This window comes from Streptomyces sp. A1136, assembly GCF_004795055.1.
In the GTDB taxonomy this organism is placed as follows: domain Bacteria; phylum Actinomycetota; class Actinomycetes; order Streptomycetales; family Streptomycetaceae; genus Streptomyces.
Genome location: NZ_SSBJ01000014.1, coordinates 109,163 through 131,650, shown reverse-complemented (window position 1 = coordinate 131,650; position 22,488 = coordinate 109,163). Strand labels below are relative to the sequence as shown.

20 protein-coding genes and 1 pseudogene are annotated in these 22,488 nt (G+C 72.4%); 2 read left to right on the top strand and 19 right to left on the bottom strand.

All coding sequences use genetic code 11. From position 1 onward, the window contains the following. Positions 1–46: 46 nt before the first annotated feature. The 4 genes from E6R62_RS15960 to E6R62_RS15945 all read right to left on the bottom strand — a co-directional run bounded on the left by E6R62_RS15960 (position 47) and on the right by E6R62_RS15945 (position 4,367). Positions 47–904, bottom strand: coding sequence for an AfsR/SARP family transcriptional regulator (locus tag E6R62_RS15960; RefSeq protein ID WP_136214093.1), 858 nt, complete (start codon positions 902–904; stop codon positions 47–49). Positions 905–1,157: 253 nt separating this feature from the next. After that, on the bottom strand, positions 1,158–2,093 hold the full coding sequence (locus tag E6R62_RS15955; RefSeq protein WP_136214092.1) for a DMT family transporter: 936 nt from the start codon (positions 2,091–2,093) through the stop codon (positions 1,158–1,160). A 76-nt stretch (positions 2,094–2,169) separates the two neighbouring features. Beyond that, positions 2,170–3,003 (bottom strand): thioesterase II family protein, encoded by an 834-nt coding sequence (locus E6R62_RS15950; protein ID WP_136214091.1) that lies wholly within the window; start codon positions 3,001–3,003, stop codon positions 2,170–2,172. Beyond that, positions 3,000–4,367: an AMP-binding protein gene (locus E6R62_RS15945; protein WP_136214090.1), complete on the bottom strand. Its 1,368-nt coding sequence runs from the start codon at positions 4,365–4,367 to the stop codon at positions 3,000–3,002. The genes E6R62_RS15950 and E6R62_RS15945 overlap by 4 nt, the downstream gene beginning before the upstream one ends. A 148-nt stretch (positions 4,368–4,515) precedes the next feature. Between E6R62_RS15945 and E6R62_RS15940 the strand changes: the two genes are divergently transcribed. Beyond that, entirely contained in the window at positions 4,516–5,370 is an 855-nt protein-coding gene (locus E6R62_RS15940) for an alpha/beta fold hydrolase (RefSeq protein ID WP_136214089.1), read from the top strand. 133 nt (positions 5,371–5,503) lie between these two features. Here E6R62_RS15940 and gdhA read toward each other — a convergent pair whose 3' ends face one another. Then, positions 5,504–6,859, bottom strand: coding sequence for an NADP-specific glutamate dehydrogenase (gene gdhA / locus E6R62_RS15935; protein WP_136214088.1), 1,356 nt, complete (start codon positions 6,857–6,859; stop codon positions 5,504–5,506). Positions 6,860–7,090: 231 nt separating this feature from the next. Here gdhA and E6R62_RS15930 point away from each other — a divergent pair, with 231 nt between their 5' ends. Then, entirely contained in the window at positions 7,091–7,579 is a 489-nt protein-coding gene (locus tag E6R62_RS15930) for a DUF1772 domain-containing protein (RefSeq protein WP_136214087.1), read from the top strand. A 133-nt stretch (positions 7,580–7,712) separates the two neighbouring features. Here the strand turns inward: E6R62_RS15930 and E6R62_RS15925 are convergent, their stop codons facing one another. The 14 genes and pseudogenes from E6R62_RS15925 to E6R62_RS15860 form a co-directional block, all read right to left on the bottom strand. Continuing rightward, positions 7,713–8,543 carry an AfsR/SARP family transcriptional regulator gene (locus tag E6R62_RS15925; RefSeq protein ID WP_136214086.1) on the bottom strand — a complete coding sequence of 277 codons (831 nt, stop codon included), beginning with the start codon at positions 8,541–8,543 and terminating at the stop codon, positions 7,713–7,715. A gap of 111 nt (positions 8,544–8,654) precedes the next feature. After that, positions 8,655–12,503, bottom strand: a complete 3,849-nt coding sequence (locus E6R62_RS15920) for an amino acid adenylation domain-containing protein (RefSeq protein ID WP_136214085.1) — start codon at positions 12,501–12,503, stop codon at positions 8,655–8,657. A gap of 483 nt (positions 12,504–12,986) precedes the next feature. Continuing rightward, a complete protein-coding gene (locus tag E6R62_RS15915; RefSeq protein WP_136214084.1) occupies positions 12,987–13,895 on the bottom strand; it encodes an EamA family transporter in 909 nt (302 codons plus the stop codon). Further along, positions 13,892–14,158 (bottom strand): uracil phosphoribosyltransferase, encoded by a 267-nt coding sequence (locus E6R62_RS15910; RefSeq protein WP_136214083.1) that lies wholly within the window; start codon positions 14,156–14,158, stop codon positions 13,892–13,894. Before E6R62_RS15910 ends, E6R62_RS15915 begins: the two co-directional genes overlap by 4 nt. Positions 14,159–14,412: 254 nt before the next feature. Next, positions 14,413–14,718, bottom strand: coding sequence for an acyl-CoA carboxylase subunit epsilon (locus E6R62_RS39525; RefSeq protein WP_168714068.1), 306 nt, complete (start codon positions 14,716–14,718; stop codon positions 14,413–14,415). Then, on the bottom strand, positions 14,715–15,725 hold the full coding sequence (locus E6R62_RS15900) for an ACP S-malonyltransferase (protein ID WP_136214081.1): 1,011 nt from the start codon (positions 15,723–15,725) through the stop codon (positions 14,715–14,717). Before E6R62_RS15900 ends, E6R62_RS39525 begins: the two co-directional genes overlap by 4 nt. A gap of 23 nt (positions 15,726–15,748) precedes the next feature. Then, positions 15,749–16,576: a 4'-phosphopantetheinyl transferase superfamily protein gene (locus E6R62_RS15895; RefSeq protein WP_136214080.1), complete on the bottom strand. Its 828-nt coding sequence runs from the start codon at positions 16,574–16,576 to the stop codon at positions 15,749–15,751. Next, entirely contained in the window at positions 16,573–16,950 is a 378-nt protein-coding gene (locus E6R62_RS15890) for an acyl carrier protein (RefSeq protein WP_136214079.1), read from the bottom strand. Before E6R62_RS15890 ends, E6R62_RS15895 begins: the two co-directional genes overlap by 4 nt. Before the next feature lie 92 nt (positions 16,951–17,042). Continuing rightward, the gene (locus E6R62_RS15885) at positions 17,043–18,260 is read right to left on the bottom strand and encodes a ketosynthase chain-length factor (RefSeq protein WP_136214078.1); all 1,218 of its coding nucleotides are present in this window, start codon (positions 18,258–18,260) and stop codon (positions 17,043–17,045) included. Then, positions 18,257–19,525, bottom strand: coding sequence for a beta-ketoacyl synthase (locus E6R62_RS15880; protein WP_136214077.1), 1,269 nt, complete (start codon positions 19,523–19,525; stop codon positions 18,257–18,259). Before E6R62_RS15880 ends, E6R62_RS15885 begins: the two co-directional genes overlap by 4 nt. 37 nt (positions 19,526–19,562) lie before the next feature. Continuing rightward, a complete protein-coding gene (locus tag E6R62_RS15875) occupies positions 19,563–19,895 on the bottom strand; it encodes a TcmI family type II polyketide cyclase (RefSeq protein WP_136214076.1) in 333 nt (110 codons plus the stop codon). A 33-nt stretch (positions 19,896–19,928) separates the two neighbouring features. Then, a complete protein-coding gene (locus E6R62_RS15870; protein ID WP_136214075.1) occupies positions 19,929–20,585 on the bottom strand; it encodes a TetR/AcrR family transcriptional regulator C-terminal domain-containing protein in 657 nt (218 codons plus the stop codon). Positions 20,586–20,653: 68 nt separating this feature from the next. Then, positions 20,654–21,445 (bottom strand): annotated as a pseudogene (locus E6R62_RS15865) (FAD-dependent monooxygenase). Between the two features lie 204 nt (positions 21,446–21,649). Further along, the gene (locus tag E6R62_RS15860) at positions 21,650–22,483 is read right to left on the bottom strand and encodes a hypothetical protein (protein ID WP_136214074.1); all 834 of its coding nucleotides are present in this window, start codon (positions 22,481–22,483) and stop codon (positions 21,650–21,652) included. Positions 22,484–22,488 lie beyond the last annotated feature (5 nt).

The following is a 22,488-nucleotide window of genomic DNA, read 5'->3' as shown; positions in this document are numbered from 1 at the left end:
GCGGACCCGGGGGCGGCTTTAGCCTGTCCGGAACCGGTCCCTGTGTTCAGCCGACGCGGACGAGCCGTTCGTCGGGGTTCCGCGCGGACGACGCGAGGGGCCGGTCGGACGCGTCGGTCGCGCCGGCGGCGGTCTCCGGACCGGTCATGAGGATCGAGCGCTGGAGTCTGCGCAGGGCGACGGACGGTTCGATGCCGAGTTCGCGCACGAGGGTGGTGCGCAGCCGCTGGTAGACGTCGAGGGCCTCGCCGCGGCGGCCGGAGCGGTGCAGGGCGAGCATGAACTGGCCGTGCAGGTTCTCGTGGGTGCGGTAGCGGCCGGCCAGGACGGTGAGTTCGGCGAGCAGTTCGCGGTGTCGCCCCAGTCGCAGGTCGGCCTCGATGCGCTGGTCGAGGGCGCAGAGCCGGGTCTCCTCCAGTCGGCGGCACTCCATGTCCAGTTGGACGCCGCCGGCGACGTCGGCGAACGCGGGGCCGGACCACAGGGCCAGTGCCTCGCGCAGCAGGCGCGCCGCCTCGGGGTGGTCGCCGGAGTCCATGGCGCGGTAGCCGAGGCCCGCGAGCCGGTCGAACTCGCGGACGTCACTGGTGCCGCCGTTGCTGTCGAGTTGGTAGCCGCCGGGCAGGGTGACGAGGACGTCCTTCGCGGTCCGGTCCTCCTCGCCGCCCTGTTCCAGTGCCGCGGTGATGAGGGCGCGCAGCTGGAGCACGTAGGTCTGCAGGGTGGCGCGGGCGCTGCGCGGCGGCTTCCCGCCCCACAGCTCCTCGATCAGGGCCGATACGGGTACGACCTGGTCGGCGTGGAGCGCGAGCAGGGCCAGGACTTGCCGCGGTTTGAGGGCGGTCGGCGTGATGGAGACCCCGTGCTCCCGCACCGCCAGTGTGCCAAGTACTTCGATGTCCACCCGTACTCCCCTGTCCGTGGATGAGCCTGACTCAGTAAAAAACAGGCCCCACGGTTTGTCAATATCAAACCAACTGCGCTGTTTTAATCGGGGATACCGCATGAAGTGCTCCCCCAGGCTCGACATCGAGCCGGGGAGCACTTCACAACACCCCCGTTCGGCGCACGGATTCGACCTGACGGTCACTCAAAAACAGACCGAGTGGTCTTGATTCTGGGTATGTGGGGAGGCGAGAACAGGACGGCGCCGCTGATCACGGTCGGTCGGCGGTCTCCGTCGCCGGGACCGCCGCCGGGGCCGGACGCCCGCGCCTCGTACGGGACACCGCCACGCCGCCGAGGCAGATCGCGCCGCCGAGCAGGGTGAGCGGGCCGGGTACCTCGTCCAGGACGAGCCAGGCGATCAGCACCACCACGGCGGGGACCGCGTACGTGGTCGCACCCATCTTCCCGGCGGTGGTGCGCGACAGCGCGTAGGACCAGGTGGTGAAGGCAAGGGCGGTCGGGAAGAGGCCCAGGTAGACCATGTTGAGGGTGGCGGCCGGCGGCGCCTCGGGGAGCTGCGTGAACAACTGTCCGGCGAACGGCAGGGTGGCGGCCGTGCCGATGAAGCAGCCGTACGTGGTCACCTGGAGCGGGCTCGCGTGCCGCAGCGCCGGTTTCTGCGACACCACGCCGGCGCCGTAGGTGACGGCGGCGAGGAGACACAGCAGGGCGCCGGTCAGGGAGGAGGAACCGCCCTTGGAGGTGGACATCCCGACGACGGCCGCGCCCACGAAGGAGACGGCCATCCCCGCCAGCAGCTTCGGCGGGAAACCCTCCTTGAGGAACCATCCGCTGAGCAGGGCGATGACGAGGGGGCCGATGTTGACGATCATCGCCGCGGTGCCCGCGTCGACGCCCTGCTCGCCCCAGTTCAGCGCCACCATGTAGAGCCCGAACCACAGCACGCCGGACGCGAGGATGCCCGGCCAGGCCTGCCGCGACGGTGGTGGCACCCGCTTGACCAGCAGCACCGCGCCGAGCGCGATCGACGCGGTCAGCAGCCGGCCCAGCGCCAGGGCGCCGGGCCCGAAGTGCTGGGCCGAAGCGCGGATGGAGACGAAAGCGGAGGCCCACATCACGACGGTGACGGAGGCCGCCAAAAGGGCACGGTGATCGGTTCTGGGAGCGCCAGCCGTTTGATCCATGCGAGCAACGTACTCACGCCCGCCCACCCTGCCCAGATCAACTCCCACGATCCGGCCACCCGTCGAGGGCCTGCGGCTACCCCGGGGAACCGGCCGGCCCGGCATCGGCCCGTCCGGCACGGGCCGTTGCGGCACAGGCCGTGAAGGCCCCCAGGTCCTCGATGACGGCCCGGGTCACCGCCTCGCGCCGGTCGGCGAGGTAGAAGTGTCCGCCCGGGAAGGAGCGGAAGGTGAAGGCGCCCTCGGTCAGCTCCCGCCAGGCCATGGCCTCCTCGACGCCGACGCGCGGGTCCGACTCCCCGACCAGCACGCTGACGGGCGTGCGCAGCGGCGGACCCGGCTCGTGCCGGTAGGTCTCGACCGCCTTGTAGTCGCCGCGCAGCGGCGGGAGGATCAGCTCCCGGAACGCCGGATCGGCCAACAACCGGGCGCCGGTCCCGCCCAGTGCGGTCAGCGCCGCGATCAGGGCGTCGTCGCCCCGGAGGTGGACGTCCTCCGCGCGGTGCGGGAGCGGCGGGCGGCGCCCGGAGAGGATCAGCCCGCGGGGGGCCGCGCCGGCGCGCTCCAGGCGGCGCGTGAGCTCGTACCCGACCAGCGCGCCCATGCTGTGCCCGAATACGGCCAACGGCCTTTCCAGCCAGGGCCGCAGCGCCTCCGCGAGAGCCTCGACGAGGGTCTCGACGCGCTCCGGGACCGGCTCCCGGAACCGCTCCTGACGGCCCGGGTACTGGGCGATGAGCACGTCGGCGTACACGGACAGGGCCGGGGAGAACGGGCGGTAGTAGGCGGCGTTCCCGCCGGCGTGCGGGAGCAACACGATGACGGGTGCGTCCGGCGAGGACGGGCCGGCGTCGAAGCGGCGCAGCCAGGGGCTGCCGGTGGCGTGGGGGGCGCTGTAGAGCCCGTTCACCGGCGCTCGCCCGTGCCGACGCCGGTCGCGTCCGTGAGCAGCAGCCGCTTCTGCGGCTTGCCCATGGCGTTGCGCGGCAGCGACGCGACGAAGCGCACCTCGCGGGGGCGTTTGTGCACCGACAGGTGCGCGGCGACGAAGTCGGTGAGTTCGGCGCCGCTGACGCCCTCGGCGACGACGAAGGCCACGATGCGCTGCCCGAGGTCCGCGTCCGGGACGCCGACCACGGCGGCCTCGCTGACCTTGGGGTGATCGAGCAGGGCGTTCTCGATCTCGCCCGCGCCGATCCGGTAGCCGCCGGATTTGATCATGTCGATGGAGGCCCGGCCCACGATGCGGTGCACGCCGTCCTCGTCGACGGCGGCGATGTCGCCCGTACGGAACCACCCGTCCTCGGTGTAGGCGGCGGCGGTCGCCTCCGGCCGGCCCAGATACCCGGAGAACAAGGTGGGTGCGGTGAGCTGGAGTTCGCCGATCTCGGCGCCGGGTTCGGCGGCGACGCGGGTACGGACGCCGTGCAGCGGGGTCCCGACCGTGCCGGGGCGTACGTCGCCGCCGGCGCGGCCGCTCACGGTGATCAGGGTCTCGGTCATGCCGTAGCGCTCGACGGGCCGGTGGCCGGTGAGGGCCTCCAGGTCGCGGAACACCGGCGAGGGGAGGGCGGCGCTGCCGGAGACGAGCAGCCGGGCACCGGACAGGGCGGCGGCGGCCCGGGGGTCGGCGGCGACGCGGGACCAGACGGTCGGCACCCCGAAGTACAGGCTGCCGCCGGCCGCGGCGTAGGCCTCGGGCGTCGGCCGCCCGGTGTGCACGAGGCGGCTGCCCGTGCGCAACGCGCCGAGCACACCGAGGACGAGGCCGTGCACGTGGAACAGGGGCAGGCCGTGCACGAGGGTGTCCTCGGCGCTCCACTGCCACGCCTCGGCGAGGGCGTCCAGGTCGGCGGCGATGGCCGCCGCCGTGAGCACCACCCCCTTGGGCGGCCCGGTGGTTCCGGAGGTGTAGAGGATCAGCGCGGGTTCCCCGTCGGCGGCGGGCCGGTGTCCGCGGTCGGGGCCCTTGCGCGCGAAGTCGACATCGATCTCGACCGCCCCGGAGTCGCGCAGGATGTGCTCCCGCTCGGCCGGCCCGGCGTCCGGCGGCAGCGGTACGAGCGGCACGCCGGCCAGCAGCGCGCCGACCGCTGCGGCGACGGTCTCCAGCGACGCGGTCGCGGTGACGGCGAAGGCGGGGGCCCCGGTTTCGGTGGCATCGGCCGCCACCGCCCTGGCGGCGCCCAGCAGTTGCTCGTACGAACAGACCCGTCCGGCGACGCCGACGGCATCGGGCCGATCCCCGTACACCCCGTTCAGTGCGGTAAGCACGCGCGACTCCTCGTTAGTGGTCCCCCCAGGCTACGACCCGACCCCCGACCCCACCCCCGGAGTCGGCCCCGCCGGCGTTCGGGGCGCGGGGGGCGGGGCGGTGCCGCCATGATCTTGATCCGAAGATCGTTCTGTCGGAGGCTGAGGCATGCAGAATCCACCGACGTTCATATTCGTGCACGGGGCCTTCGCGAACTCGTTCCCGTTCGCCCCGCTACAGGCCGAACTCGCCCTGCACGGGCACCGCTCGCTCGCGGTCGACCTCCCGGGGCACGGTTTCGAGGCCACCTTCCCCGCCGGCTACCAGGCTCCCCAGGACCTGGGGACGCTCGCCGCGGAACCGGGCGGCATCAAGGGGGTCACGCTCGCGGACAACGCGGCCCGCGTGATCGAGGTCCTGGAACGGGCCAAGCGGAACGGGCCCACGGTCCTCGTCGCGCACAGCAGGGGCGGCGTCACGGCCACGGCCGTCGCCAACGCCCGGCCCGAGCTGATCGACCGGATCGTCTACGTCTGCGCCTGGTGCCCCGTCGATCTGACGGTGGGCGACTACTACGCCCAACCGGAGATGGCGGACGTCGACGCGACGGCCTTCGCCGCCGCGCTCGTCGGCAACCCGGCCGAACTCGGCCTGCTACGGGTCAACTTCCGTACCGCCGACCCGGCGGCACTCGCCGCGTTCAAGGCGGCGTTCGCCGCCGACCTCACCGATGACGAGTTCCGGACCATCCTGAACACCTTCCAGCCCGACGAGAACCTCGACGTCGGTACGTCCGCCGACCGGGCGCAGGCCGCGACCTGGGGCCGGGTTCCCAAGACCTATGTGCGCCTGGCCGACGATGCCAGCATCCCGCTCGCCGCCCAGGACCGCATGATCCGCGAAGCCGACGCGCTCACCCCCGACAACCCCTTCGAGGTCCGGACGCTCCAAGGGAGCCACCTGAGCTGGCTCGTCCACCCGAAGCCCGCGGCAAAGTTGCTCGCCGACCTCGTGGCGCACTGACACCCGCCGGCCCGGGCACCCGCCGGGTGCCCGACCGGTCCGGAGGTGGCCGAGGTGGGCGCCCCGGCCGGACCCGCGCGTCGGACGGCGTCGCGAACGGGCCCGGCCGGGGCTCACGGCCTGTGGGCGGGGGTCAGATGACGCCCTGTGCCAGCATCGCGTCCGCCACCCGCTCGAAGCCCGCGATGTTCGCACCGGTGACGTAGTCGCCGGGCGCCCCGTACCGCTCGGCGGTCTCGTAGGACACGGCGTGGATCGACCGCATGATCTGGGCCAGTTCCTCCTCCACCCGGTCGCGGCCCCAGGCCACACGGCCCGCGTTCTGCGCCATCTCCAGCGCGCTGACGGCCACGCCGCCCGCGTTCGCCGCCTTGCCGGGGCCGAACGCGACGCCGGCCTGCTGGAGCACCCGCACCGCCTCCGGCGTCGTCGGCATGTTGGCGCCCTCGGAGACGGCCTTGACGCCGCCCGCCACCAGCGTGCGGGCGTCGTCCACGTCCAGCTCGTTCTGCGTGGCCGACGGGAACGCGACGTCCGCCGGGACCTCCCAGACCCGACCGCCCTGCACGAAGCGGGCCGAAGCCCCGCGCCGCGCGGCGTACTCGCTGATACGGCCGCGCTCGACCTCCTTGATCTGCTTCAGCAGGGCGAGGTCGATGCCCTTGTCGTCGACGACGTAGCCGGAGGAGTCGGAGGCCGTCAGCGGGTTGGCGCCGAGCTGCTGGAGCTTCTCGATGGTGTAGAGGGCGACGTTGCCGGAGCCCGAGACCACCGCGCTCAGGCCGTCCAGGGACTCGCCCCGGACCTTCAGCATCTCCGCGGCGAACAGCACCGAGCCGTAGCCCGTGGCCTCCGGGCGGATCGCGGAACCGCCCCAGCCCTGGCCCTTGCCGGTCAGGACGCCGGCTTCCCAGCGGTTGGTGATGCGCCGGTACTGGCCGAACAGGTAGCCGATCTCGCGGCCGCCGACGCCGATGTCACCGGCGGGGACGTCGGTGTGCTCGCCGATGTGCCGGGACAGCTCCGTCATGAACGACTGGCAGAAACGCATCACCTCGGCGTCGGACTTGCCGTGCGGGTCGAAGTCGCTTCCGCCCTTGCCGCCGCCGATGCCGAGGCCCGTCAGGGCGTTCTTGAAGATCTGCTCGAAGCCGAGGAACTTCACCACGCCGATGTCCACGGACGGGTGGAAGCGCAGGCCGCCCTTGTACGGACCCAGGGCGCTGTTGAACTCGACGCGGTAGCCGCGGTTGACCTGCACCCGGCCCCGGTCGTCCGTCCAGGGCACGCGGAAGAGGATCTGCCGCTCCGGCTCGGTGATCCGCTCGACCAGCGCGACGGCCGGGTCGGCGTACTCGGGGCGGGCGGCGAACACCGGGGCGAGGGTGTCCAGGACTTCCCGTACGGCCTGGTGGAACTCGGGCTGGGCGGGGTTGCGGCGCTCGATGTCGGCCCGCAGTGCGTCCAGCCTGTCCTTGGGGTCCTTCACGGCGTGTTTCCTCTCGGAGGGTGGCAGCGGGCGTGCGGGCCCAGGCCGGAGAGTACCGTGCGTGGCACGGGCGTGGAGAGGGCTTCCGCCCCCTGGAACACCCCTCGACTCCCTCTCGCGTCCCGCCGGAGCCGCGCGCTTCGACCGGCCTTCGCCCCGGGCCGTGACACGAGGGGCCCTTAGGATCGGCGCAGCGCGTGGGGGGACGGTCGACCGGGGGGAAGCACCCGTATGGAAATGGCACGTTTGGCGTCGCTCGTCGCCGCGACGATCACCATGGGGCTGGTCAGCGGTCTCTTCTACGGGTTCGCCGTGTCCGTGATGCCCGCCCTGCGGCGCACCGACGACCGGACGGTCATCGAGGTGATGCAGCGCGTCAACGTCGCCATCCTCAACGGCTGGTTCGTCCTCGGATACATCGGCGCCCTGCTGTTCACCGGCCTCGCCCTCCTGCTGCACGTCGTGTCCGCGCGCGGCGCCGTCCTGGTGCCGCTGGTCGGGGCGTTCGTCTGCTACCTCGCCTCGATGGCCGTCACGGGCCGGGTCAACATCCCGCTGAACAACGCCCTGGAGAAGGCCGGTCCGGTCGCGGGGATCGCGGATCCGGCCGCCGTCCGCCGCGCGTTCGAGGGACCGTGGGTGCGGGCCAACGTAGGGCGCACGCTGCTGTGCACGGCGGCCACGGGCCTGCTGGCCTGGGCGCTGGCCCTGACGCCCTGACGCCCTGACGCCCTGAGGCACGGACGCCCCGAGGCACGGACGCCCCGAGGCGACGTCCGGCGGAATCACCGGGTCCCGCGGCGAGAGCAGGGCGGCGCCCGGGACCGGCGACCTTGCAGTCCAGTGCCCCCGATCAGGTGGCGGACCGCACGGGGGACCGCTCGCCGCCGGCCCGGCGGACCGCGACGGCGGACGCCCCCGGGACGTGGGGCGCGGCGCTGAGCAGCCGGGCCTCCAGCTGCCTGAGCTCCGGCGAGGGGTCGATGCCCAGTTCGTCGGCGAGCACCCGGCGGACGTGTTGGTAGGCCCGCACGCCTTCCGCGCGCCGGCCCGCGGCGACGAGGGCCGTGATGAGCCGGCTGTGGAACCACTCGTTGAGCGGGTAGTCGTTGATGAGTTTGCGCAGCTCGGGGATGGACTCGCGGGTGAGGCCCAGGTGTTCCTGCGCCTCGATGCCGATCTCGAAGGCCCGTACGCGCAGCTCCTCCAGGTGGACGAGGTGGCCGGCGAGCACGTCGCCGACGGGATGGTTCGACAGCGCGGGGCCGCGCCACAGGTCGAGTGCCTCCCGGACGCCGCGCAGCGCCGTGGCCGGGTCGCCGTCGGCGAGGGCGGTACGGGCCCCGGCGACGAGCCCTTCGAAGACGCGGACGTCGATCTCGCCGTCGTCGGCGAGGAGGCGGTACCCGGGCGGGCTGGTGACGATCAGGGAGCGCCCGGGCGGCACCAGGTTCTCGCGCACCAGCATCCTGCGCGCGTGGTAGACGTACGTCTGGAGGGTGTTGACGGCACTGCGCGGCGGTCTGTCGCCCCACAGTTCGTGGATGAGCGCCTCCGCCGTGACGATCTCATGCGGCCGGGTGAGCAGCAGTGCCAGGGTCTGGCAGACCTTCGGGGTTCCGGGCCGGTACACCCGTCCGTCGTCGGAGACGATCTCGAACGGGCCGATGAGACGGAAACGCATGGGAGTGACTCCTCGTCGGCAAACTGCGGCGGTGGCCCGACGGCCTCGACGGATGGGGCCGCCCCGCCGGATCGCTCCGGCGGGGCGGCCGTCACCGTGTGATCCGCGCTGTCACTCCTCGCCGAGCAGGTAGCGGATGTGCTTGACCAGCTCGCCGATGTCCTCGCGCAGCAGGCTGTAGTGGTCGGCGTCGAGGTCGATGACCGTCGGCGGCTCGGCCGAGTAACCGCTGCTGTTCTCCAGGAACGAGTAGTCGTCGCCCACGGCCTTGAAGATGCTGATCGGCGCCTGGAGGGTGCGCTCGGCCAGCTCGTGGAAGGAGTACTCGAACTCGTAGGTCTGGCCCACGACCGAGATGATCCGTCGGGCGAGGTCGACGTCGATGCCCTTGAGCTCGCTGATGAACTCGGCGAAGGACTCCTCGTCCGTCACGGTCTCCAGGCACTTCTCCAGGTCCGGGCCGGAGATGGTGCCGGTGAACACGGAGAAGAGGATCGTGGTGTAGCCGCGGTTGGCGAAGGACGCCTCACGGCCCCACACCTTGCCGTTCTCGGCGCGCACCTTCGGGGAGCCCGGCGCGATCAGGAACAGGTTGTCCACCTTCTCGCCGGCCTGCTCCAGCTGGTAGGCGGTCTCGAAGGCCACGCGGGCGCCGAAGGAGTAGCCCCACAGGGTGTAGGGGCCGGTCGGCTGGAGCTCCTTGATGGCCTCGATGTCCGCCTTGGCCATCTCGGTGATGGTCGCGTACGGGGTCTCGCCCTCGTTGATGCCGTGCGACTGGACGCCGTAGAACGAGCGGCCGAGATCGATCTCGCCGGCCAGGCTGCGCAGGTTCATCGGGTAGCCGCCCAGACCCGGCCAGCAGATGACCGGCTTTGCCTTGCCGGTCTCCGCGTGCAGGCGCACCAGTCGCGAGGACTCCTGGGCGACCTCGCGTTCCAGGCGGCGCGCCAGCTTCTCGATGGTCGGGGACTCCAGGACGCTCTGCAGCGGCAGGGAGACGCCCAGGCGCGCGTTGAGCTCGCGGACGAGGCCGACGGCGATCAGCGAGTTGCCGCCCGACTCGAAGAAGTCGTCCTGGACGGAGGCGCTCTCACGGCGCAGCGCCTTCTCCCAGATGCCCGCGATCTCCTTCTCCGTCTCCGTGCGCGGTGCGACGAAGGGCCGCTCGACGAGTTCGGCGTTGACCTGCTCGGAGGCGGCCAGTGCCTTGACGTCGACCTTGCCGTTGGCGGAGAGCGGCATCCGCTCGAACACCACGACCCGGTTCGGGATCATGTAGTCGGGCAGGAAGCCTGCGAGGTCGTCGCGGATGAGTTCCGCCGGCCCGCGCATGTGGACGCTGTCCTCGCGCATGCCCTCGTGGCCGATCTGCTCCTCGCTGACGCGACCGCCGACGAAGAAGTACATCGGGCCGCCCTCCACTCCGTTCGCGGCGAGGACGGCGTCCATGCGGCGCGAGGCGGGCAGCGGGTTGCCGGTCTTGGAGCTGTAGCCGGAGGACATGAAGCCCAGGTTCAGCCCGTTCATCATCAGGTGCTGGAGCTTCTTGCCGAGGGTGATGTACCGCAGCCACTCCTGGGGGGCCCTGCTGTACACGCTGATGCCGAAGGAGGCCGCCTGGTACACCGACTGGTTGATCGCGATGACGTGCTTCTTGAGGACGATGTCGTCCGAGAAGCGGGTCAGTTCGCCGTTCGCGTAGCGGTACTGGCCCTCGGGCAGGCCGGCGATCTTTCCGCCGTGCGTCTGGACGTAGACCTCGGCGTGGTCCTCGCGCGGGCCCGCGTGCGGGACGAGCTCGAAGGTGCCCAGGTAGTAGTCCTCGTCGGCGACGTCGAGCAGTTCGCGCACGGCCGGCTCGTAGGCGCGGTCGTGGATGTCGAGGCCATAGGCCGGCAGGATCTGCTCGAAGAGGCCGACCATGTGGCCGGTCTCGATCTCCAGGACCTCGATGATGTTGTTCTTGTAGACCGGCTCGATGCCGCTCTTCTTGCCTATGAAGTGGATCTGAGCGGTGGGCTTGCCGGTGGCCTCGCGCTCGCTGATCAGGACGAGCTGGTGGCGGACGGGCTGGTAGTAGTAGTAGCCCGGCTTGAGACCGCCGACGCCCTCCAGCTCGAAGTACATCTGCGTCGCGTACAGCGCGCCCGGGGAGGCGTAGCCGTACTTCGGCAGCAGCCGCTCCTCGCTGACGTACTGGCCGAACCAGCGCAGGATCTGGCCCAGTTCGGCGGGGGCCAGGTCGGCCGCCCCCCGGGTGTAGCCCGCGGCGACCTTGGCGCCGAGCAGGTCGAGCAGGTCGGCCCGGGTGACGGCGCCGCCCTCGTAGAAGCGGTACGTCTTGCGGGCGAAGACCCGGGCGCGTTGCTCGGGGGTGGGCTCGGAGCCCTCCAGGTCGAAGGCCGGGCGCGCGGCGAGCTCGGCGTCGTCGCGCAGGCCCGGGTTGGACAGCTGCGCCTTGACCTGGAGCTTGCTCTTCTTCGAGGCGTGGTGGGAGCCGTGGTTGCCCTGGTCCATCAGGGCGGCTTCCTTCTCGCTCAGCTCGACGCAGGCGATCAGGTTCTGGAAGCCGGTGCGGCCGTCGTTCTTGACGATGACGGCGGCGTTGCGGACCCACTCGTGGTTCTCGATCGCGAGGGAGATCTCGTCGAGTTCGACGCGGTAGCCGCGCAGCTTGACCTGGTTGTCGGCGCGGCCGGCGAACTGCACGGTGCCGTCCGGGTTCCACTGGGCCAGGTCGCCCGTCTTGTAGAGGCGGGTGGGTGCGGCGTCCTCGGTGAGGGCGATGTCCAGGAAGCGGTCGGCGGTCAGGTCGGGGCGGTGCAGGTAGCCGCGGGCCAACTGGACGCCGCCGATGTACAGCTCGCCGATCTCGCCGTCGCCGACGGGCCGCAGGTCCTTGTCCAGGATGTGGTACTCGGTCCGGTGGACGGGGCTGCCGATCGAGATCGACTGCGGGCCCTCGTCCAAGACCTCCGGGTCGACGGTGTGCGAGGAGGAATTGATGGTGCACTCCGTCGGCCCGTAGAGGTTGATCAGGGCGCGGCCCGGCATCTCGCGGGTGACCTGGAGGGCGAGGTTGCGCGAGAGCGCCTCGCCACCGCTGAAGATCTGCTCCAGCGAGGAGCAGGCGTCGAACTGCTCGGTGTCGATGAGCGCCTGGAGCAGCGTCGGGACGCACTGGAGAGTGGTGACGCCGTGCTTGCGGATGGTCTCCATCAGGCCCTCGGGGTCGGCGTAGACGCCGGGGGCTCCCATGACGACGGTGGCGCCGTTGGCCGGGGAGAGGATCTCCCACTGGGCGGCGTCGAAGCTCATCGGGGTCTTCTGCAGGACGACCTTGCTCCGGTCTATCCCGTGCGCCTCGCGCAGCCAGCCGAGCTGGTTGACGACGCTGCGGTGCTCGATCATCACGCCCTTGGGCTTCCCGGTGCTGCCGGAGGTGTAGATGACGTAGGCCAGGTTGTCGGGGCGGATGCCCTCGGCGGCGGGCGCGGGCGTGCCCTCGGGCAGCAGGAACGCGTCGCAGTCGCGCAGGGTGACGACGGTGACGTCCTTGGGCGCGAGCTCGCGCAGTCGGGCCACCAGGCGCTGCTGACCGAGGATGATCTTCGTCTGGCTGTTCTCGATCATGTAACGGAGCCGGTCCTCGGGGTACTCCGGGGACAGCGGCAGGTAGGCGCCGCCGGCGGACAGGATGCCCCAGGCGCCGATCATCAGGTCGAGCGACGGCTCGACGAAAAGACCGACGCAGTCATCCGCCGAGACACCGAGATGTCTCAGGTACTCGGCCAGGGCCGAGCTTCTGGCCGCCAGTTCGCGATAGGTGAGGCGCTGGTCGCGGTAGACGACCGCGGTCGCCTCCGGGTGCTCCGCGACCCGCTCGGCGAGCAGATCCGGCAACGCCTTGGTCCCCAGAGGGGTGGGCTCGAGCACGCTGGTCTCCTGAAAGGTCATTTCTCGCTTCTTCCTTGACTTCCTTCGTGGAACAGCGGGCGTGCCCGACGCCCGCGCACCCGCCGCGCTTCGCGGCGGACCGGTCTGCAGCGGCTCACGCGGTACGGACGGCACCCGCGGGGCCGGGGCGCACCGCGGGGGTGAGCCGGAAGCGCCGGGCGGCGACCCGGCGTGGAGGAACCGACGGACAGGGGACCGGACGCACTCCCCCGGCAGGGCTGTCGGGACGTGCGCCCCCGCGCACGGCCCCGGGGAACGGGCGGGCCCCCTCGGGCCGCCCGCCCCTCCCGTACCGGTCCTGCTCGGTGTGGACGACGGGGACGCCGCCGCTTGTGCTCATCGAAGGTCTCTCACTTCTCGTTTCCTGGTCGGCGGCGGACGGGTGGCACACCGAGGACGGGGGATGCCTCGGTGTGCCACCGCCGCTCCCGGTCCCCACCAGGGGGGCGGTGGGCCGGGAAGTCGGGGAGGGTCTCCGTCGCGTCAGGCGTCGACGGTCTCCCGCGCGCCGGCCCTGGCCGCTTGCCTCCTGGCCCGGCCGGGGCGCGGCTGGGCCAGGAGGACGGCGGCGACCACGGTGAGCGCGCCGAGGAGTTGCAGCGGCGACAGGGCCTGGTCGAGGACGAAGTAGCCCAGCAGGGTGGCCGCGAGCGGCGAGCCGAAACTCAGGAACGAGACGGCGAGCGCGGGCAGCCGCTCCACGCCGCGGAACCAGATCGCGTAGGCGAGCAGGGCCCCGATGATGCCGAGGTAGGCGAAACCCGCCACGTTCTTGCCGCTGATCGTGTCGGGCAGGCCCTCGCCGATCAGCAGGACCGGTAGGAGCACCAGGCCGCCGACGGCGAGCTGCCAGCCCGTGAAGGTCAGCAGGCCCACTCCTTCGGGGCGGCCCCAGCGCTTGGTCAAGACGATGCCGGAGGCCATGCTGAGAGCGCCCAGCAGACCGGCCACGACACCGGTGGCGTTGAGGCCGGCGTCCGGCTGGAGGACCAGCAGGGCCACCCCGGCGGCGCCGAGCACGCAGGCGACCAGGTGGATCTGCCTGATCTTCTGCTTGAGCAGCAGGGCGCCCAGGAGCAGCACGATCATCGGCTGGACGGTCATCACCAGCGCCGCGACCCCGCCCGGCAGGTGGTACGCCGCGACGAACAGCAGGTAGAAGAAGGCGCCGATGTTCAGGACGCCCAGGACCAGCGCACGCCACCACCAGATGCCGCGGGGCAGGGTGCGGCCGATGAGTACGAGGAACAGGCCCGCGGGCAGTGCCCGCAACACGGCCGCCAGCAGCGGACGGCCCTCCGGCAGCAGCTCGGTGGTGACCAGGTACGTCGAACCCCAGACGGCGGGTGCGAGCGCGGTCAGGGCCGAGTCGGACAACGCGCGGTTCTTCATCGGACCACGCACCGGATCACGGGCACGGCGCACGGGTTCGGCGTGGACTTCACCCTGTCGAAGGTCTCGCCGATCGGCGTGACCACTTCCTGCTTGTCGAACGGCAACGGGTCCGGCGCGGATGCGAGCAGGAGGCGGACGACGCGTCGGGAAGAGGAGACGGAGGCGGCGCGGGAGGCGGCACGGTCTCGGATGACCGTGTGCGTCGCCCGTGGCCGGTCGGTCTGCGGCAGCGGATGGACGTTGTGGTGGCCGGTCGCCATGGGAACCTGCTTCTCGTCGGTCGGTGGAGACGGGTTGCGGCCGGGGCCCGACGGGGGGTGCCCCGGGGCGGCCTCAGGGTGAAGCTGATCGACCAGAACTCTTGCCGGCATCGCCCGGGGGGTTGCGCCCCGGTATGACGGCTTTCAGTACACGTTGCGGACGCTCACGAAAAGCCTCGTTGGTACCGATCCGTGGGTCAACGGGCCCTATGTCAGATCAGTGTCAACCTTCGCCAGGTCCATGTCAGGGACCGTCAGTTGTCGGCCAAAGTCGGCGGGGCGGGCGATGCGGCCGGGTGCGGGACGCCGCGGACCCCCGGACCGATCGGGCGGGGGTCCGCGGCGCAGTCGTCCCGCCTGTCGGGTCCGCCGCCGAAGGCGCGGCGGCGTTCGGGGCGGTGCCGGCTCGCCGGGGCGGGCCCGGCGCCCGCCGTGCCGCCGTACCGGCCCTCGTAGGCCGCGGCCCGGGCGAGCACGACGGCGGTCAGGGCCGCGAGTTCGCGTGTGTCGGGCCGGCCCCTCAGCGAGCGGATGAACCGGCCCGGATCGTTCCCGCTCACACGGTGCTCCTCTCCTCGCGGACGGCCGGCCCGCCCGCGTACGGAAGGCCCGCCGGTCCGACGGTGGTGTCGCTCGGCGCGCCGACCCGCGAGGCCGGCCCGACGGCGGCGTGCGTCGTGTGGACCCGGGCCCCCGGCAGGATGCGTCGGACCAGACCGCCGAGCACCCGCCCGGGCCCCACCTCCACGTACCGGTCGGCACCCGAGGCGGCGAGCGTCATGACGGCCTGCGTCCACCGCACCGGGCTGGTCAGTTGGCCGCGCAGCGCGACGACGGCCTCGGCGGCCGTCTCGATCCGCCCCCCGGTGACGCTGGAGACCAGCGGGAGCACCGGGTCCCGGAAGGCGGTGGCGATCAGGGTCTCGGTGAACTCCGCCTCCGCCTCGTGCAGCAGGCTGGAGTGGAAGGGGCCGCCGGACCGCAGCGGACGCACCCGCGCCCCGGCCGCGCGGGCTGCCTCGGCGAGGTGGGACACCGCCTCGGCCTCCCCGCAGACCACCGTCTGGCGGGGTTCGTTGTCCCCGGCCACCTCCACGACCCGGTCCGTCGCCGCGCGCGTCTCGGCGCACAGCCGCACCAGGTCGCGCCGGCTGAGGCCGATGACGGCCGCGGTGGCGCAGCCGACCCGGTCGCCGACGGTGGCGACGAGTTCACTGCGCAGCCGGACCAGCCACAGCGCGTCGGTCCACTCCAGGACCCCCGCGGCGACCAGCGCCGTGTACTCGCCGAGGCTGTGCCCGGCGACGGCGTACGGCTCCAGACCCTCGCCGCGCAGCACTTCCAGGGCCACCAGGCTGGTCAGGAACAGGGCGGGCTGCGCCACGACGGGGTCCTCCAGGTCCCGGTCGGAGCCGTCGCGGCAGAGCCGGGCCAGCGGGATCCCGAGGAGGTCGTCGGCGGCCCGGAAGTAGGTCTCGGCCAGTTCCGGGCGCCGGGCGAGCAACTCCGTGCACATGCCGGCGCGTTCGGAGCCCTGGCCGGGGAAGACGAAGGCGGTACGGGTCATCCGGTCACGTCCTTAATCTGCGGTCAACCGGCCGGGGGCGTGCGGTCCGGCCAGGGGGCCGACGCACCGCACACGACGCCCGCGACGGACAGCCAGCTGTCGGGAACCCAGCGGACGTCGACCACCGCGGTGGCGGTCCCGGCCACCGCGATGGCGGCGGCGTGGGAGGTGTCGGCGGGGATGCCGACCATGGTCCAGTCGTCCGGGTGCCGGTCGTGGTCGGTGCCGAGGTAGTCCTCGGCGGGGGATCGGCTCAACCCTGTCCCGAGTCCCTTGAGAAACGCTTCTTTTCTCGTCCAGATCTCACCGAAGAGCTGTCGACGCGCCTCACCCGCCGCGGCCTCGGCGATCTCCGACTGCTCGTCCGGGTGCAGCGCCTTCGAACAGATGTCGACGGTCTCCGCTCCGGGCAGCTTCTCCAGGTCGACGCCGAGCGGCACCGTGCCCACGCCCACCAGCGCCACCCCACCGCTGTGCGAGAGGGAGTAGTGCAGCGGTGGCGGCGGCGGGGCCACCGCCGGGCGGCCGTGCGGTTCGCCGCACCCCGGGCAGGGTTCGCGCATGAAACGCACGTCCCGCGGCAGGGTCCGCGTGTAGCGGCCGAGCAGCCGGCGCACCGCCACGTGGGCGGCCGCGTAGAGCAGGCCGTCGGAGCGCCGGATGAAGGAGTCGGTGTGCTCGCGCTCCTGTGCGTCCAGTTCCGCGAGGGCCAGCGCCTCGGCGTCGGCCCCGGTGGGCCGGCGCACCAGCCACAGGTCGACCCGGTCGGCGGAGAGGGTGAAGGCGGCGTCGGGCAGGTCGAGGTGGTTGACGACGGGGCGGGCGGTCTGCCGCAGGATGGTCGTCGTCATGCCGGCACTGCTGCACCGCGCGGGTGCGACTCCGGGCCGAACTGGCCGACGAGGCAGTCGATGAGCTCCTGCGCGCTGTTGCCGGTCAGCAGCCGCTGGAGGTTCAGGTCGACGCCCAGCACCGCCTCCATCCGGTACTGGAGTTCGATGCCGGAGATCGAGCCGATGCCCAGGCAGCCCATCGGGCGGCCCGTGGTGTCGACGCGGTGCGGTTCGATGCCGAGGATGCGGCCGAGCTCCTCGCGCACGTACTGCTCCAGCATGCGGGTGCGCTCGCGCTTGTCGACGGTGTGCAGGAGGGTGACGTCGGGCGGGCTGATGTGGACCGGCCCGCTGTCCGTCTCGTAGGTGTGCGACATGTGAAGTGTGGTCATGATGCGCTCCTGGTCATGGTCATGGTCATGTCACGGCGTACGGGTGTCCCGTACGCCGGGGCGAGTGGGAAGGTGGGGAGGCCGGGTGGCCGTCAGTCGACGGCGCGGACGATCACCGCGGAATTGAAGCCCCCGCGGCCCCGGGCCAGGACCAGGGCGGTGCGCACCGAGGCGGTCCTCGGACGCACGGCGACCAGGTCGAGGTCGTAGGCGGGCGACAGTTCCACGTTGGTCGTCGGCGGGATGAGGCCCTCGTGCATGGAGAGCACCGCCGAGACGACGTCCACGGGAGCCGCGCCCGCGCCCAGCCGTCCGGTCGTCGTCTTGGGGGCGGTGACGGGGACGCCGCGCGGGCCGAACACGCTGGTGATTGCCTCGGCCTCCTCGCGGTCGAGCCGTTTGGTGCCCGCGGCGTCGGCGAAGACCACGTCGACCTCGGCGGGGTGACAGCCCGCGTCGGCGAGCGCCGTTTCGATGGCGCGGCGCAGGCCCGGCTCGCGCCCGCTGCCGGGCCTGGGGTCGAAGGTCGCCCCGTACCCGGCGAGTTCGCCGTAGACGGTGCGGGCGCCGCGGGCCAGGGCGCTGTCCTCGTCCTCCAGGACGAGCAGGGCGCCGCCCTCGCCCGGTACGTAGCCGGCCGCGTCCTCGTCGAAGGGCAGGTAGGCGCGCTCGGGTTCGGTGCCGGTCGACATCAGGCCGCCGGCGAGCTGGGCCGCCCAACCCCACGAGGAGATCGGGGCGTCGAAGCCGCCGGTGGCGGCCAGTTTCCCGCCGGCGCGGATCTGACGCCGGGCCTGCGCGAGGGCGTCGAGACCACCCGCGTGGTCGCTGACGACGACCCCGGAGGGCCCGTGCAGGCCGTGGCGGATGGACACCTGCCCGCTGTTGACCGCGTAGAACCAGGCGAAGGACTGGTAGGCGCTGACGTGGTTGGCGCCCCGGCCCCACAGTTTGCGCAGCTCGTTCCCGCCGAACTCGACGCCGCCGGACCCGGCCGCGGTGACCACGCCCATGCGGTACGGGTCGATGTCCCCCGGCGCCACGCCCGCGTCGGCGAAGGCGTGTTCGGCGGTGGTCAGCGCGAGCTGCGTGACCCGGTCCGTCTGCGGTACGAGCCGTCCCGGCAGCTGCTCCTTGGCGTCGAAGCCGTGGATCTCGCCTGCCAGGCGGGAGGGGTAGGAGGACGCGTCGAAGCGGGTGACGGGGCCGATCGCGTTCTTGCCGATCCGGGTCGCCGCCCAGAAGTCCTCCACGCCGAGGCCGCTGGGGGCGGCCACCCCGATGCCGGTGACCAGGGTCCTGGCGCTCATGCGGTCCTCCTGTCGGGGCGGGTCAGCACCATCGCGCTGTGGAACCCGCCGAATCCGCTGCCCACGGTCAGGACGGCGTCGGTGCGGTGTTCCCGCGCGTGGAGCGGTACGTAGTCGAGGTCGCACTCGGGGTCGGGAGTGCGCAGGTTGGCGGTGGGCGGCACCACGTGGTGCCGCATCGCCAGGACGGAGGCGGCGATCCCCATCGAGCCGACCGATCCGAGCGAGTGCCCGATCATCGACTTGATGGAACTCATCGGGATCCGGTAGGCGTGGTCGCCGAGGGCCAGCTTGTACGCGGCCGTCTCGTGGAGGTCGTTCTGCCGGGTGCCCGAGCCGTGCGCGCTGACGTGGTCGACGTCCGCGGGGCGCAGGCGCGCCGCGTCCAGGGCGACCGTGACGGCCTCCGCCAGCTCGCGCCCGTCGGGGCGCAGGCCGGTCATGTGGAAGGCGCTGGAGCGCGCGGCGTGTCCGGCGATCTCCGCGTAGACGTGCGCGCCGCGCCGGCGGGCGGCCGTCAGCTCCTCCAGGACGAACACCGCGGCGCCCTCGCCCAGGACGAATCCCTTGCGGGAGGCGTCGAAGGGACGGGACGCGGTGCCCGGCGCGTCGTTGTACGGGGTCGTCGCCTTGATGGCGTCGAAGCAGGCCAGGGTGATCGGCGTGATCGGGGCGTCGGTGCCCCCGGTGACCATGACGTCGGCGCTGCCCTCGCGGATCAGGGCCGCGGCGTGCGCCACCGAGTCGATGCCCGAGGTGCAGCCGGTGGAGACCGTGGTGACGGGGCCCTCCGCGCCGACGGCCCAGGCCACCTCGGCGGCGAACGAGCTGGGCACGAAGTGGTCGTAGAGGTCGGGCGAGGCATAGGTGTGGTCGACCACGGCGAGCCGGCCGTCGTGGCTGACCGCGCGGTACTCGCGGTCGAGCGCGCCCACGGCGCCGACGCCGGTCCCGAGGCTGACACCGGTGCGGTGGGGATCGAGTCCGGTGAGGGCGAGCCCGCTGTCGGCGAACGCCTCGCGCGCGGACACCACGGCGAACTGGGCCGCGCGGTCCATGCGGCAGATCTCCCGCGGGGTCAGCCCGTGGGCCCTTGCGTCGAAGTCGATCTCGGCCGCCACCCGGGAGCGGAACGCGGAGGCGTCGAAGAGGCTGATCTCCCGCGTCGCCGTGCGCCCTTCGCTCAGCAGGCGCCAGAAGGCCCCGGTGCCGGTGCCTCCCGGCGCCAGCACTCCGACCCCCGTGATCACTACCCGGCGAACCACCGGTACGGCCCTCCCCTCGTGTCGGCGTGGCGGCGAATCACTCGGACGCCGACCAGTCGTAGAAGCGCGTGGCCATGGCGTCGGCGGGGGTGCGCCAGGTCGCCGGGTCGTACGGCTGGATGAACGGCAGCAGGTCGTGGCTGATCTTCATGAAGCGGGGGTCGTGGCGCGATTCCTGGATACGCCGGCCGCCGTCGTCCTCCGCGAAGTCCTGGAGGTGGAAGTAGAGGCCCTTGTACATGAACAGCCGACGGCGCAGGGTGCCCATCCGCTCGGGCATGTCGGTCTTGTCGAACTCGGTGAAGAGTTGGGCCACTTGATCGCTGGACATGCTGTCCATCCGGGCCACGATCAGGTTGCTGTGCGTCATCGGGTCTCTCTCTTCCGTGCGTCGGGGAGTGGTTCAGGGGTGGTACAGCCGGATGAAGTCCGCCACGCCGTCCGCGATGAGCGCGTCGGCCTCGGCACGCGGCACGGGCAGCGCGCCGAGGAAGGACCGCTGGACGACGCCGGAGGGGACCAGCAGGATGAACCGCTCCGCCGCCTGGTCGGCGTCGGGGATGTCGAGCAGTCCGCGGGCGGCGACACCCCGGAGTCTGTGGGCCAGTTCGCGGCGGGCCTGGCGGGGACCGGCCGCCTGCCACTTCTCGACGGCGCCGGCCGGCAGCCGGGTCACCTCGGCGCTGACGTGGCGGACGATGGCGAAGTGCTCTCGGAACGTCTCCAGCGGCGCCAGCCAGGCCCGGCCCAGCGCGATGAGGTCCTGCTCCAGGTCGGTGATCTCCGCCAGGCAGCTCTCGGCGACGGCCGCGAGGGCGGCCGCCACGGAGACGGAGCTGTCCAGCAGTACGCGCTCCAGCAGGTGTTCGTGGTCGGGGAAGCACCGCCGCACGGTCTCCGTCGGTACGCCCGCCTCGACTGCCGTGGCCTCGGCGGTGCAGCGTCGCCAGCCCTCGCGGGCCAGTACGGTGCGGGCCGCCCGGACGATGGCGCGGCGCTCTTCGGCCGCTCCGTCCGGCGGCCGGGGGGTGCGCTCAAGGATGACCGGCGGCATGGCCATGGTCGGGTTCCTCCTCGTGACGTGCTCGGCCGGCCGGCGGGTCCGCCGGCCGGCAAGTGGTGCGGGCGTCAGGGAGTGCCGAACCGGCGTTCCAGCGTCGTGGGCAGGTCGTGATGACCGCCGGGCGCCGCCCAGGCCACGTAGCCGTCGGGACGGATCAACAGCTCCTCGAAGGGCGGCGGTCCCTCGCGCCGGCGGGGCGGTGTGCCGCGTTCGCAGACGATGATCCGGGTGATGCCGCCGGGCAGCGGCCCCGCCATCGCCATGCCGCCGGGCAACGTCATGCCGGTCATGCGGGGTTCGAGGTCGACGCCCTTGATGTCGGCGAGGTACATCTCCGTCGTGGCGGCCGTGCCGGGGAGTCGAACCCGGCAGCCTTGCGCACGGTGCTGCGTCCGCCGTCGCATCCGACCAGGTAGCCGGCCCGCAGCGTGTGCGTCCCGGCCGGGCCGCGTACCTCCACCTCGACACCGTGGCCGTCGTCGCGCACCGAGAGCACCTCGTGGCCGCGCCGGACGTCGGCCCCGAGGCCGGTGGGCCATTCCTCCAGGCGGATCTCGGTGACGGACCGCGGCACCGCCCTTGGCGGCGCGGCAGGTCGTCTCGCCGAGCACCCCGAAGTCGAGCGGGAGGCCGCCGAAGCGGCCGAGCGTGCCGGTCTCGATCTCGCCGAAGCGGGGCAGGAGGCCGCGCTGGTCGAAGGTCTCCAGGGTGCGCGCGGTGAAGCCGAGTCCGCGCGATTCCCCCGTACGCCGTTCCAGCCGCTCCAGAACGACGACGTGGACCCCCGTGAGCCGCAGCTCGCCGGCGAGCATCATTCCCGTGGGTCCCGCGCCGACGACGATGACCGGTGCGTCCATCAGGTCTCCTTGGAGTCGCCCCCGGAGACAGTGCACCGGATCTTGACTACAAGGTTCTTCGGATGCGAACGAGCATTCAATGGCGGTGGATTCAGGACTCGGTCAGGTTGCACAAGAGTCGGTCCGCAGCCTCGGGTGACGGCCAAGAGCATGTCAAGGACAGGTCAGGGAAGGGGTTTCGGGCCCCCTTCGCGTGCGGTGTGGTCAGCGGCGTGCGGCGCGACGGCTGAAGCAGGAACGGACGTCGTTCTCGTTGTAGTACGTGCGCCCCGCCCGGTTGCGGCGGCGCCACCGCTCCTCGCTCGCCAGCCGGTAGACGGTACCCATCGGCACCTGCCACAGCCGTGCGATGTCGGCCCCGGCCAGCCAGCGCTCGGTGGCCGGCGCGCCGACCGTGCCCGTCGGCCGTGCCGACCCCATGGAGTCGCTCAGCTCGCCCCACCGGTCGCTGGTCCAGCGGTGGGCCGGATCGGCGTCGCACACGATCACGAGGCCGCCCGCCCGCTCGCCCGCGCGGGCGGCGAAGTCGAGGGCGCCGGCGCAGTCCGGCCGGGGGCAGGCACCCAGCCGGATGGTGCGGGCGGGGTCGGGGAAGGCCGCGCGGCGCCCGGCCCGTACCAGGCGGGCTGTCTCCTCGCTCGCCTCGGCCGCCGCCGAGTGCGCCGCGAGCCAGTCGGTGTGGCGCAGCAGGAAGGCGGTGAGGGCGCCGGCGGTACGGGGCGGCGGGGTGAGTCCGCGTTGTTGGGCGACCAGTCCGCTCCACGAACCGAGTACGGAGACGATGCGCGCCCGTACGTCGGCGGCGGCGGCGTTGAACGGCAGGCCCGGCAGATCGCCCCCGGTCGTGCGCTCGCGCAGGCTGCCGGGTGCGCCGCCGCCCAGCATCCGGCCGCACTCCTCGTAGAGGTGCGCCAGCTCGGCGACCCCGGCGGCGAAGTGGTCCCGGCACTGGCGGCACAGCCGCGTGCCCGCGGACGCGCGCCGCCGGTCGTGGCCGCCGCGGCAGCCCTCGCCGTGACACAGAGCCGTCACCGTCATGTCGT